Here is a 12,430-nt window from a genome sequence, read left to right as displayed (position 1 = left end):
GTTCTGGATCATCCCTGACACGCAGAACGGGCACCGCTCCTCCGAGGAGCGGTGCCCGTTCATGGCGGCCACAGTGTCAGGCGGGTCCCGAGCGCAGGAGCCCGGGGTCCTCGGGTGCCATCACTTCCAGGATCCCGTTCAAGTCCTCGACCGAGGCGAACTCCACAGTGAGCCGCCCCTTCGTCTTCCCGATGCTCACCTTCACCCGCGTCTCGAACCGGTCAGCAAGCCGGGTCGCGAGCTCGTCCATCGCTTCGCTGCGCTGACCCGCGCGCGGCGCACGACGCGTCGGCGAATCGGTGTCGCCGCTGGTCAGCAGCGTGACGATCTCCTCCGTGGCCCGCACAGAGAGACCCTCGGAAACGATGCGCTGAGCAAGTCGCTCGATCTCGGCGCCGTCGCTCAGCGAGAGGAGAGCACGCGCGTGACCTGCCGAGAGCACGCCGGCGGCGACCCGTCGCTGAACCAGCGGGGGCAGCTTCAGGAGGCGCAGCGTGTTCGAGATCTGCGGGCGCGACCGGGCGATCCGCGTTGCGAGCTCCTCATGAGTGCACCCGAAGTCGTCCAGCAGCTGGCGGTAGGCGGCCGCCTCCTCCAGGGGATTCAGCGCCGCACGGTGCAGGTTTTCGAGGAGCGCATCCCGCAACATGTCGCTGTCGTCGGTCTCGCGCACGATCGCAGGGATCGTCTCGAGTCCTGCGGCCTGGCTGGCACGCCACCGTCGCTCCCCCATGATGAGCTCGTAGTGCTCGGGGTCGGAGACGTCGGGTCGCACCACGATCGGCTGGAGCACGCCGATCTCCGAGATCGACGCCACCAGTTCGTCGAGCTCGCCATCGTCGAAGACGGTCCGCGGCTGCCAGGTGTTGGGGCGAATCGACTCGACAGGGAGCTCAGCGAACCGTGCACCGGGCACCGGCTTGAGCTCCGTTTCACGTGAAACGTCGTCAGCAGACCCGACCTCCGAAAGCGTCGCGCCCTCCGGCGCCGACGACTCCACAGCAGGCGCCGACGCTTCCGGCTCTTCATATGCGGACGACGAATCGGCGGGGTCGTCGACATCCGGGAACTCGATGCTGGTGATCAGGCCCAGCGAGAGACCGTCGGCGCCGAGGGACTCCTCCGTGACACGCTCCGCACCCGGGCCGCCGGCGTCGGCCGGAGCATCGGACTCGTCGGTGAGGACCGAGGCCGGAGCGGCAGAACCTGCGGGTCCGGGCGCCCTCACCTGCGGCTCGCCACCCGTCCGGATGCTCAGGCGACCGCCCGCGATCGCCGAGTCCCACGACGCAGAGCGGCGCGAAGCGCGCCCTCCGTCCTCTCCGTTCTCAGCTGCCGAACGCTCAGCAACACCGAGAGCGGCAGCGCCGCCGCTCTCGGTCGTGTCACGACCCTCGCCGGAAGGAAAGAAGACGTCGACCGGACGATCACCCTCGGGTCCGGAAGGGATCAGCGCGCCGAGCCCTCGACCCAGACCACGCTTCTTCTGACTCATGCTCCAGCCTCCTGAACCATCTGGCTCCGCACTCCCCTGTTCGTCCTGAAGTTACCGCCCCGCCTCCATACCGACGGAGAAGCGTCCACATCCCCGCCGCGGGTCCGGGCTCCACACGTCGCCCCCGCGCGCACGCGCCCTGCCGTCGCGCCGTTCCCCGCCGTCATCGCAGGTCAGCGCGCTGCGGCGCGCGCTCGGCGAGCTCCCGGGCGGCCTCGAGGTAGGCCAGGGATCCGGTCGAGCTCGGGTCGTAGGTCATGACAGTCTGCGCGTGGCTCGGGGCCTCGGAGATGCGGACCGAGCGCGGGACAGTGGTGCGGAGCGTCTGATCCGGGAAGTGCTCACGCACCTCCGCCGCGACCTGCTGTGCCAGATTCGTCCGGCCGTCGTACATCGTGAGGAGGATCGTGGAGACACGAAGCTCAGGATTCAGGTGCGCCTTGATCAGCTCGATCGTCTTGAGGAGCTGGCTGAGCCCCTCGAGCGCGTAGTACTCGCACTGGATCGGGATCAACACCTCGCGGCCGACCACGAACGCGTTCACGGTCAGCAGGCCAAGACTCGGGGGGCAGTCCACCAGCACGTAGTCGATCTGCTCCTCCCCCCGCTCCTCCCTCTCGGCCAGGTAGGCATCAAGCGCGCGCCGCAGCCGTGTTTCACGTGAAACGAGAGAGACGAGCTCGATCTCGGCTCCGGAGAGATCGATCGTCGCGGGCACACCGTAGAGTCCGGGAACGGTCGGGCACTCCTGGACCGTGTTGGCGAGCGGCTCGTCCTCGACCAGGACCTCGTAGATGGACGGCGTCCCAGCACGATGCTCCAAGCCGAGCGCGGTCGAGGCGTTCCCCTGCGGGTCGTTGTCGATGACCAGCACCTTCAGGCCCGACTGGGCCAGCCCGGCGGCGATGTTCACTGTGGTCGTCGTCTTCCCGACGCCGCCCTTCTGGTTCGCCACCGTGATGATGCGGGTGCGAGCAGGGCGGGGGAACTGCCGTCCCTGCAGCTCGATCCGACGCCGCGCGTCGATCGCGAGCTGCGCGGCGAGGGGCGTGGACTCGTCAGCCTCGGGGACAGACGCGACGAGCGCAGCCCTGTGTCCGTCGATGGCGGGAGGAAGCCCGCCCTGCGCCCAGGACAAGGCCGGCGCGGTTTCACGTGAAACGTGCGGATCACCCGTCGCGGTCCCATTGTTCTGCGGGACGTCGTCGACGTGCTCCGTACTCGTGCTCACGTGCCACTCCTCCGGTTCGTCACAGGGACTGTGCACCCGAGTCGCCGCACGTACGACGCCACGGCCCGGTGCTCCGCGCTCACTCTACGGCCTCACCGGCGTCGCGACGGGTCAAAACTCCGGCCCGTGGACAGGCCGAACGTCCACGGCCGGAGTGCTTGCGACAGTCAGGTGCGCCGCACGCGAAGGATCGTGGTGGGTTCGACGTTGTCGACCGTGCGTCCCTCAAGGATCTCCGGCTCAGCGGTTTTGAAGGACCGCAGCACCTTGCGAGCCGGCTCGATCTCCCGCTCGACGTTGCGACCCTTCAGCACGACCATCGCGCCGCCCCTTCGAACGAGCGGGAGGCTCATCCGCGCGAGCTTGCTCAACGCCGCCACCGCGCGCGAGGTCACGGCGTCCACCTCGAAGGCGCCGTGGTACTCCTCCGCGCGCCCGCGCTTCACCAGCACGTTCTCCAGGCCCAGGTTCTCGACGCACTCCTGCAGCCACGCCGTCCGACGCTCCATCGGCTCGATGAGGTGCACCTCGACCTTCGGTCGCTGGATCGCCAGCACGAGGCCGGGGAGACCGGCACCCGAGCCGATGTCTGCCACCGAACGCACGTCGCCCAGGTACGGCGTCACAGCGGCGGAGTTGAGGATGTGGCGCTCCCACAGGCGCGCGACCTCCCGCGGGCCGATGAGCCCACGCAGCTCGCCCTCGTCCCTCAGGCTCGCGGCATACCGGGCCACCAGCTCGTAGCGGTCACCGAAGTACTCACGGACGGCGTCGCTCTGACCGAGCTCCGCGTCCTCGTCGCCCGCGGGGACCTGCGTCTCGTCGCTCACGATCTCTCCCTTGCACTCCCATTACATGCCGAGAGCCCGTCGTTTCACGTGAAACAACGGGCTCTCGAGACGTCCTTCAGGACTCCGACGCGCCGTCCTTCTCCGCGGCCGGCTGCACCACCACATACCGTGCCGGCTCCACGCCACGCGAGTCGCTGATCAGGCCCGCCGCTGCGACGGCGTCGTGCACGACCTTGCGCTCGAACGCGTTGAGCGGGTCGAGCTCGACCTCGCGACCGGACTCGCGCACGGTCCGAATCGCGTCCTCCGCCAGCGCCGTGAGCTCCTGCCGACGCGCCGCGCGGAACCCGGCGATGTCGAGCATCAGCCGGCTCCGCTCCCCCGTCCGCGCCTGAACGGCCAGGCGCGTGAGCTCCTGCAGCGCCTCCAGCACCTCGCCGTCACGCCCGACCAGAGCAGAGAGGTCCTCGTCCTCGTCCGCCACGACCTCGACGGCGGCACGGTCGTGCTGGATGTCGAGGTCGATGTCCCCGTCGAGGTCGGCGATGTCGAGCAGCTCTTCGAGGTAGTCCGCCGCGATCTCGCCCTCCTCCTCGAGGCGCTTCGTACGGTCGGGGCCGTGCTCCACCGGAGTGTCCGTCGTCATCGGTGTTCGATTCCTCTCGCTGCTCAACGGCGCTTCTGGCGGTTCTTGCGCTTGGGTTGCTCACGCTGCCCGCGGGGCTTCTCGGGCTCGGGCTCCGGGGTCGCCTCGATGGCACCCTTGGCTGCTGCCTTCCGCGCCTGCTTCTCCTTCAGGAGACGCTCCGCCTCCGAGCCGGGAGCCGGCATCTTCTTGATCGTGTAGAACTGCTGGCCCATCGACCAGAGGTTCGAGATGACCCAGTAGATCAGCACGCCGACGGGGAAGTTGATGCCCGAGATCAGGAAGATCACCGGAAGGATGTAGAGCATCATCTTCTGCGTGCTCGCCATCGGCCCCTCGAGGGCGGCCTTCGGCATGTTCTTCATCGTGAGCTGGCGCTGGGTGAAGAACATCGTGGCGCTCATCAGGACGATGAGGCAGATGACGACGACGCGCGACGTCATCGAGTCGGTCGTCCGGAAGACGTCGGAGAGCTGCGCTCCGAAGAGGCTCGACGACTCGATGTCGCCGGCGATCCGCTGGTCGATCGGACCGATGGCCTTGTGCGTGCCCTCCGCGATGCCCTGCAGGTTGTTGAGGACCCGGAACAGCGCGAAGAAGATCGGGGACTGCAGGAGGATCGGCAGGCACGACGCCATGGGGTTGGTGCCGTGCTTGCGGTAGAGCTCCATGGTCTCGCGGCCCATGGCCTCGCGGGACGCGGGATCGGTCTTGCCCTTGTACTTCTTCTGCACCGCCTGCAGCTCGGGCTGCATCATCTGCATCCCGCGCGAGGCCTTGATCTGCTTGAAGAAGAGCGGGATCAGTGCGATACGGATGACGACCGTCAGAGCGACGATCGAGAACACCCATGCCCAGCCAGGGCCGTCCTGCATCCCGAGGGTCGTGAACAGGGCGTGCGCCCCGTACATGATCCAGGCCACGACCCACTCGATGGGGTAGAGGATGGTGTCGAACATCCCGAATTGTCTCCTCTGTCGGAAAGTCTGCGTCCCCGGCGGCGCGGTCCGGGAGGGTCAGTGTGCTGCGCCGCGGTGCTCGTGACCTGCCGCGTCGACATCGACGTGGCGGGAACGAGCGGGTGGGACGTCGTCGACTCCGCCGAGGCTCCACGGGTTGCACCGCAGGATCCGCCACAGAGCGAGGCCGGTTCCCCGTAGCGTCCCGTGCGTACGGATCGCGATGATCGCGTACTGGGAGCACGACGGGTAGTACTTGCAGGTGGGCCCCGTCAGCGGGGAGATCACCGACTGGTAGACGCGCAGGACGCCGATGAGGACGGTCGCCGGGAGGTTCCGCAGCGCGTCGCGTCCGCGGTCGAACGTCGAGGCGGTCACGTCGTCCTCCGGGCGCGCACGACGGCGCGTTCGAGGCTGCTCGTGAGGTCCTTGTCGAGCTCCGCGTACGTGGCGCCGCTCGAGGCGGGCAGAGCACGAACGACCATCCGGGCCCCAGGGGGGATGGCGGGAAGGTGCGCCGCAGCGATGTGCCGCAGACGGCGCTTCACCTGGTTGCGGTGCACGGCGTTCCCCACGGCCTTGGATACGACAAGACCGACCTGTGACGGGGCATCGCCCGCGACAGCACCGACGCCGGCCTCAAGGCCGGCGTCGGGGTCGACGAGGAGATGCACCACCACGGTCGATCGACCTGCACGCGTGCCGCGGCGCACCGTCCGTTCGAAGTCGACGGAACGGCGCAGTCGGTGCGCCGCGGGCAGCATCCGTCAGGCAGAGAGCTCGGCGCGACCCTTGCGCCGACGGTTCGCCAGGATGGCGCGGCCGGCGCGGGTGCGCATGCGCAGCCGGAAGCCGTGGGTCTTGGCACGACGGCGGTTGTTCGGCTGGAAAGTCCGCTTGCTCACGAGGTACTCCAAGAAACGTCGGGGAGGCACACCGTCAGTTCCTCGACGATGCAGGTCTTGTCGCAGGTCGGGCTCGCGTACGAGACGTGGAAGCACCGACCGGGCCGACCCGAGGACCGGCAGCCCTGTTAAGGGCGCGCGAAAGGACCTGGAACGGCTGTCCGACGTTACGCCGTGGAGGCCTCTCAGGTCAAACCCGCCCGGGGGCGCCCCGGACCGGCCGGTGGCTACGATGTGGAGGACCTCACGCACCTCGGCGCGACGTCGCGCCGGTCGACCGGTCCGGTCATCGCCCACAGCATTGTCCACAGGTTCCACAGCATGTGGACAACGCTGTGGACGGCGATCTGGCGTGGCAGACTCGCGACCTCGCTGACCATCCCGAACGACCCGAAGGACGACGCCCGTGGCCCAGCCGGACGAGAACATCACCGACGTCTGGGCACACACGCTCGCCACTCTCGAGGCACGGCCGGACATGAGCGCCCGGCAGCTCGCGTTCATCAAGCTCGCGAAGCCGATGGCCATCCTCGAGGACACCGTGTTCATCGCGGTGCCGCACGAGCAGACGCGCGCCTACCTCGAGACCAGCGTGCGCGACCAGCTCGTGTCCGCGATGGCCTCCACGCTCGGTCGCGACATCCGCTTCGGCATCACCGTGGACCCGGAGCTGAGCAGCGACACCCTCACCGGACCGTCGCAGGACTACACGGCTCCCCCGGAGCCCGGCGTCCCCGACGAGCCGGAGGCGCCCCCGCTGCCGCCGAGCCCCAAGCAGTCGGCCGAGCCGACCCGTCTCAACCCGAAGTACATCTTCGAGACCTTCGTCATCGGCTCGTCCAACCGGTTCGCCCACGCCGCCGCCGTCGCCGTGGCCGAGGCACCGGCCAAGGCGTACAACCCGCTGTTCATCTACGGCGACTCCGGGCTCGGCAAGACGCACCTGCTCCACGCCATCGGCCACTACGCCCACAACCTCTATCCCCATGTGCGCGTGCGGTACGTGAACTCCGAGGAGTTCACCAACGACTTCATCAACAGCATCGGCGAGGGGCGCGCCGGGGCCTTCCAGCGCCGCTACCGCGACGTCGACGTCCTCCTCATCGACGACATCCAGTTCCTCGAGGGCAAGGAACAGACGATGGAGGAGTTCTTCCACACCTTCAACGCCCTCCACAACGCGGACAAGCAGGTGGTGATCACCTCCGACGTCCCGCCCAAGCAGCTGAACGGCTTCGAGGACCGGCTGCGGTCGCGCTTCGAGTGGGGCCTCATCACGGACGTCCAGCCGCCGGACCTCGAGACGCGCATCGCCATCCTGCGCAAGAAGGCCGCGAGCGAGCGGCTCGACGTCCCGGCCGAGGTGCTCAGCTACATCGGCTCGCGCATCTCCACGAACATCCGCGAGCTCGAGGGCGCGCTCATCCGCGTCACGGCCTTCGCGAACCTCAACCGCCAGGCCGTGGACCTGGCCCTCGCGGAGATCGTCCTCAAGGACCTCATCACCGACGACGACACGCAGGAGATCACCCCGTCGATGGTGATCGCCCAGACGGCCGCCTACTTCGGGCTCACGATCGACGACCTGTGCGGTTCCTCCCGCTCGCGCGTGCTCGTCACCGCCCGTCAGATCGCCATGTACCTGTGCCGGGAGCTCACCGACCTGTCGTTGCCGAAGATCGGCCAGCAGTTCGGCGGCCGTGACCACACCACCGTGATGCACGCGAACAAGAAGATCGCGGGCCAGATGGCCGAGCGTCGTTCCACCTACAACCAGGTGACCGAGCTCACGAGCCGCATCAAGCAGCAGCACCGCGGCTGACCTCTCTCCGCACGACGAACCGCCTCGCGGGCCCGACCACGCTCTCCACAGGGCTGTGGATCCGGGCCCGTCGGCGTCTCTCCACATCCCTGCCCACAGGGAGATGCCCGGAAACGGCCGGTTGCGCTGCATCTGTCCCCAGGCCTGTGGAGCGATACCGTGGACAAGCGGCCCTGCACGGGCACGGGAGAGATTCACACCTGTGGATAACTCTGTGGACGCGTGTGGACCACGGCGCCAGATCCGTGGACGACGACGCCCCGATCGGTGGACGGCTGTGGGTACAGATTCCGTCGCCCACAGGCACAAGGTGTTGTCCACAGCGGCGCCCCCACGGCCTCCACACCCTGAACAGCCCTCTGACCTGCACAAACGTTCGTCATCCCCAGATTCCACAACCCCGATGACGATGACGAACGTTTGATCATCAAGAAATTCCCCACACCTTCATCAGGGCGGCGAGGCGGTCCAGGGCGGTGCCGCGCCCCGGCCTGAGGATCACGTGCCGAAGAGCCCCTGTCTCGCGTAGGGTTTGGCTCGGACGACGAGGCAGGTCGGGTCACGTCGACGGTCCGGGCCGGTCCCGGGCCACCGGCCCCACGCCCGCACGTCCGCTTCGATCGACAAGGGTCGACAACGCGAGGAGTGGGATGAAGTTCCGGGTTGAGCGTGACGTCCTGGCCGAGGCCGTGACCTGGACGGCGCGCACGCTCCCCACGCGCCCTCCGGCACCGGTGCTCGCGGGCGTACGCATCGAGGTCGACACGGCCGGCACGATCTGGCTGTCCAGCTTCGACTACGAGGTGTCCGCGCGGGCGGAGATCCCCGCCGAGGTCTCCGAGCCGGGGACGGTGCTCGTCTCGGGACGCCTGCTGGCCGAGATCTCCCGGGCCCTGCCCAACAAGCCTGTGGACGTCACCCTCGAGGGCACGAAGGTGGTCCTGACGTGCGGCGCCTCGCGCTTCACCCTGCTGACCATGCCGGTCGAGGACTACCCGACGCTGCCGCAGATGCCCGAGCTGAGCGGCACGGTGACCGGCGACGCGCTCACGCACGCCGTCGCCCAGGTCAGCGTGGCCGCGAGCCGCGACGACACGCTTCCCCTGCTCACCGGCGTGCGCATGGAGATCGAGGGCGAGCGCATCACGCTCATCGCCACCGACCGGTACCGCCTGGCCCTGCGCGAGCTCACCTGGACGCCGGCCACGCCGGGCTACTCGGCCGTCGCCCTCGTGCGCGCCCGCACCCTGACCGACGTCGCGAAGTCGCTCGGTGGGGGCGGGGGCCTCGTCAACGTGGGCCTGTCCACAGGCCAGGGCGTCGACCTCATCGGCTTCGAGGCGGGCGGCCGCCACACGACGTCGCAGCTCGTCGACGGCGACTACCCGCCCGTGCGGCGTCTCTTCCCGGACGCGACGCCGATCCACGCCGTCGTCGCCACCGCGCCGCTCATCGAGGCCGCCAAGCGCGTGTCCCTCGTGGCGGAGCGCAACACCCCGATCCGGCTGTCGTTCACGGACGGTCAGGTCGTGCTCGACGCCGGGCAGGGCGACGACGCGCAGGCGTCCGAGGCCCTCGAGGCGGTGCTGGTGGGCGAGGACATCCAGGTCGCGTTCAACCCGCAGTTCCTGCTGGACGGGCTCGGCGCGCTCGGCACCGACTTCGTCCGGCTGTCGTTCACGCACCCGAACAAGCCTGTGGAGTTCACCGGCCAGGAGTCGCTCGACGGCGAGGACTCGTCGGAGTACCGCTACCTGCTCGTGCCGATCCGCTTCGCCGGCTGAGCTCGACCTGCCCGCTCGCCCGCACCGCCCCCCCGGAGGAACCCATGGTCAGCCACATCGGACTCGTCGGTCTGGGCAAGATGGGCAACAACATGCGCGAGCGGCTGCGCCGCGGCGGCATCGAGGTCACCGGGTACGACCCGCGGCCCGAGGTGTCGGACGTCGCGTCGCTCGCGGACCTCGTGGCCGCGCTGCCCGCGGACCGTCGCGTGGTGTGGGTGATGGTGCCGGCCGGCGACCCGACGCGCGGCGTGGTGCAGGAGCTGGGGACGCTGCTGGGCGACGGTGACGTCGTCGTCGAGGGCGGGAACTCGCACTACCCGGAGGACCAGGCGCGCGCCGCAGAGCTGGCCGAGCGCGGGATCGGTTACGTCGACGTCGGCGTCTCCGGCGGCGTGTGGGGCCTGGAGAACGGGTACGGCCTGATGTGCGGCGGCGACCGCGCGCACGTCGAGACGCTCATGCCCGTCTTCGACGCGCTGCGGCCCGAGGGCCCCCGCGAGGAGGGTTTCGTGCACGCCGGCCAGGTGGGCGCGGGGCACTTCGCGAAGATGGTCCACAACGGCATCGAGTACGGCCTCATGCAGAGCTACGCCGAGGGCTACGAGCTGCTCGCCGCCAAGGACATCGTCACGGACGTGCACGGCACGATGAAGGCGTGGATGCGCGGCACGGTCGTGCGGTCGTGGCTGCTCGACCTCATGGTGAAGGCGCTCGAGGAGGACCCGGCGCTGGCGGCGATCGACGACTGGGTGGACGACTCGGGCGAGGGCCGCTGGACGGTCGACGAGGCCATCGACAACGCGGTGCCGCTGCCCGTGATCTCCGCGGCGCTGTTCGCGCGCTTCGCGTCCCGGCAGGACGAGTCCCCGGCGATGAAGGCCGTGGCCGCGCTGCGCCAGCAGTTCGGCGGGCACGCGGTCAAGCCCGCGCAGTGAGGCCGGCGGTGGCAGGCCGCCGAGCAGGGTAGATGTACGTCTCCCACCTCTCCCTCCTCGACTTCCGCTCGTACGCCGCGGCCGACGTCGAGCTCGAGCCTGGCCCGAACGCGTTCGTCGGGCGGAACGGCCAGGGCAAGACCAACCTCGTCGAGGCGATCGGCTACGTGGCGACCCTCGGCAGCCACCGGGTCGCGAACGACACCCCCCTCATCAGGGCGGGGGCGGAGCGTGCGGTGGTCCGGACGCGGATCGTGCGCGGGGACCGGGCGTCGACCGTCGAGCTGGAGATCACCGCGGGCAAGGCGAACAGGGCCCGCGTGAACCGTGGGCAGCTCGGACGGGCGCGCGACGTGCTCGGCATCCTGCGGACGGTGCTCTTCGCGCCCGAGGACCTCGCGCTCGTCAAGGGCGACCCCGACGGCCGCCGCCGCTTCCTCGACCAGCTGGTGGTGCAGCTCCTCCCCCGCGCGGCCGGCCTGCTGGGCGACTACGAGCGCGTGGTGCGGCAGCGGTCGGCGCTGCTCAAGTCGCTCCGCGGGGCGCGGCGGTCCGGTGCAGGCGCTCTGGACACGAGCACCCTCGAGGTCTGGGACGCCCGGGCGGCGCAGCTCGGCGGGCAGATCCTTGCGATGCGACTCGCGCTGGTGGAGGCCCTGCGACCGCACGTCGCGGCCGCGTACGAGCAGGTCAGCGACGCCGACGGTGATGCCCAGCTCGCGTACCGCTCGAGCGTCCCCGGCGCCGCGGACGGCGGGACGCCTGCCGCGGAGGACCTGGAGAAGGCGATCCTCGCGGCGATGGCGGAGGCACGCGCCCAGGAGCTGGAGCGCGGCGTCAGCCTCGTCGGGCCGCACCGCGACGACCTGGTCCTCACCCTCGGCGGGCTCCCGGCCAAGGGGTACGCGAGCCACGGGGAGTCGTGGTCGTTCGCGCTGGCGCTGCGGCTCGCGTCGTACCGGCTGCTCGGTGGCGGCGACGACCCGGAGCACGTGCCGGACGCCGCGTTCTGGGACCCCGACCTCGACACGGACGCCGACCCCGTGCTGATCCTGGACGACGTGTTCGCCGAGCTGGACGTGCGACGTCGCGAGCGGCTGGCGGAGCTCGTCGCGCCGGCTCGCCAGGTGCTCGTCACCGCCGCCGTGCCCGACGACGTCCCGCCGGGGCTGCTCGGCGCGCGGTACGAGGTCACCCCCGGCCAGGTGCGTCGTGCGACGTGACGACGGCGAGACCGTCGAGGGGGACCTCCCGGAGGACGACGGGAGCGCGGGCGGCCCGTCCTCCCGCGCCGAGGACCCGCGACCGGTCACGGACCGCACCGAGCTGACGCCGCCGTCGGCGGTCGCACGAGAGGCCCTCAACCGTGCGAAGGCGGCGGCGCGGGCCAAGGGGCTCCGGCCGGGCTCGCCGGCGCGCCGTTCCCCTCTCGCGGAGCCCCGTCTGTCCGGGCAGGGTCCCGGCGCCCGCGACCCGCAGCTCCTGTCGGAGGTGCTGGGGCGCCTCATGCGTGACAAGGGGTGGACGGCGGACGTGTCCGTCGGCGGCGTGGTCGGGCGCTGGCGCGAGGTGGTGGGCGACCAGGTCGCCGACCACTGTCAGCCGGAGACCTTCGAGCAGAAGGTGCTCGTGGTGCGCGCCGACTCGACCGCGTGGGCGACCCAGGTGCGGCTGCTGGTGCCGACCCTGCTCCGCCGGCTCGAGGAGGAGGTCGGCGAGGGCGTGGTCGAGCAGGTCACCGTGCTCGGGCCGGCCGGGCCGGGCTTCCGCCGCGGACGACGCACGGTGCGCGGCCCGGGACCGCGCGACACGTACGGCTGAGGCTCAGGACCGCGCGGACATGACGACGGGGCCCGGCC

General features: G+C 70.1%; 13 protein-coding genes. 5 read left to right on the top strand and 8 right to left on the bottom strand.

Annotation, left to right across the window (positions count from 1 at the left end; genetic code table 11):
* Positions 1-76: 76 nt before the first annotated feature.
* The 8 genes from ACFWEK_RS11345 to rpmH form a co-directional block, all read right to left on the bottom strand.
* Complete coding sequence (locus ACFWEK_RS11345; protein WP_430554108.1) at positions 77-1,495, bottom strand: ParB/RepB/Spo0J family partition protein; 1,419 nt, start codon at positions 1,493-1,495, stop codon at positions 77-79.
* A 163-nt stretch (positions 1,496-1,658) separates the two neighbouring features.
* On the bottom strand, positions 1,659-2,600 hold the full coding sequence (locus ACFWEK_RS11340; RefSeq protein ID WP_430554110.1) for a ParA family protein: 942 nt from the start codon (positions 2,598-2,600) through the stop codon (positions 1,659-1,661).
* 293 nt (positions 2,601-2,893) lie between these two features.
* Positions 2,894-3,556 carry a 16S rRNA (guanine(527)-N(7))-methyltransferase RsmG gene (rsmG, locus tag ACFWEK_RS11335; RefSeq protein WP_430554107.1) on the bottom strand — a complete coding sequence of 221 codons (663 nt, stop codon included), beginning with the start codon at positions 3,554-3,556 and terminating at the stop codon, positions 2,894-2,896.
* A gap of 76 nt (positions 3,557-3,632) precedes the next feature.
* Positions 3,633-4,163, bottom strand: coding sequence for a protein jag (locus tag ACFWEK_RS11330; protein WP_430544842.1), 531 nt, complete (start codon positions 4,161-4,163; stop codon positions 3,633-3,635).
* Between the two features lie 23 nt (positions 4,164-4,186).
* Positions 4,187-5,122: a membrane protein insertase YidC gene (gene yidC, locus ACFWEK_RS11325; protein ID WP_430544843.1), complete on the bottom strand. Its 936-nt coding sequence runs from the start codon at positions 5,120-5,122 to the stop codon at positions 4,187-4,189.
* A gap of 57 nt (positions 5,123-5,179) precedes the next feature.
* On the bottom strand, positions 5,180-5,500 hold the full coding sequence (yidD, locus tag ACFWEK_RS11320) for a membrane protein insertion efficiency factor YidD (RefSeq protein WP_430554106.1): 321 nt from the start codon (positions 5,498-5,500) through the stop codon (positions 5,180-5,182).
* Positions 5,497-5,886: a ribonuclease P protein component gene (gene rnpA, locus ACFWEK_RS11315; RefSeq protein ID WP_430544845.1), complete on the bottom strand. Its 390-nt coding sequence runs from the start codon at positions 5,884-5,886 to the stop codon at positions 5,497-5,499. Before rnpA ends, yidD begins: the two co-directional genes overlap by 4 nt.
* Positions 5,887-5,889: 3 nt before the next feature.
* The gene (gene rpmH / locus ACFWEK_RS11310) at positions 5,890-6,027 is read right to left on the bottom strand and encodes a 50S ribosomal protein L34 (RefSeq protein WP_013840089.1); all 138 of its coding nucleotides are present in this window, start codon (positions 6,025-6,027) and stop codon (positions 5,890-5,892) included.
* A gap of 406 nt (positions 6,028-6,433) precedes the next feature.
* Here rpmH and dnaA point away from each other — a divergent pair, with 406 nt between their 5' ends.
* The 5 genes from dnaA (at position 6,434) to ACFWEK_RS11285 (ending at position 12,392) form a co-directional block, all read left to right on the top strand.
* Positions 6,434-7,849, top strand: coding sequence for a chromosomal replication initiator protein DnaA (dnaA, locus tag ACFWEK_RS11305; RefSeq protein WP_430554105.1), 1,416 nt, complete (start codon positions 6,434-6,436; stop codon positions 7,847-7,849).
* Between the two features lie 650 nt (positions 7,850-8,499).
* A complete protein-coding gene (gene dnaN, locus ACFWEK_RS11300; protein WP_380321040.1) occupies positions 8,500-9,633 on the top strand; it encodes a DNA polymerase III subunit beta in 1,134 nt (377 codons plus the stop codon).
* Positions 9,634-9,677: 44 nt separating this feature from the next.
* The gene (gene gnd / locus ACFWEK_RS11295; RefSeq protein WP_430554104.1) at positions 9,678-10,571 is read left to right on the top strand and encodes a phosphogluconate dehydrogenase (NAD(+)-dependent, decarboxylating); all 894 of its coding nucleotides are present in this window, start codon (positions 9,678-9,680) and stop codon (positions 10,569-10,571) included.
* Positions 10,572-10,603: 32 nt separating this feature from the next.
* Entirely contained in the window at positions 10,604-11,794 is a 1,191-nt protein-coding gene (recF, locus tag ACFWEK_RS11290) for a DNA replication/repair protein RecF (protein ID WP_430554103.1), read from the top strand.
* A 103-nt stretch (positions 11,795-11,897) separates the two neighbouring features.
* Positions 11,898-12,392 carry a DUF721 domain-containing protein gene (locus tag ACFWEK_RS11285; protein WP_430554109.1) on the top strand — a complete coding sequence of 165 codons (495 nt, stop codon included), beginning with the start codon at positions 11,898-11,900 and terminating at the stop codon, positions 12,390-12,392.
* Positions 12,393-12,430 lie beyond the last annotated feature (38 nt).

The organism is Isoptericola sp. NPDC060257 (assembly GCF_042726645.1).
In the GTDB taxonomy this organism is placed as follows: Bacteria; Actinomycetota; Actinomycetes; order Actinomycetales; family Cellulomonadaceae; genus Isoptericola; species Isoptericola nanjingensis.
Note: the sequence above shows the minus strand (reverse complement) of the source record. Positions and strands in the feature narration are given on the sequence as shown.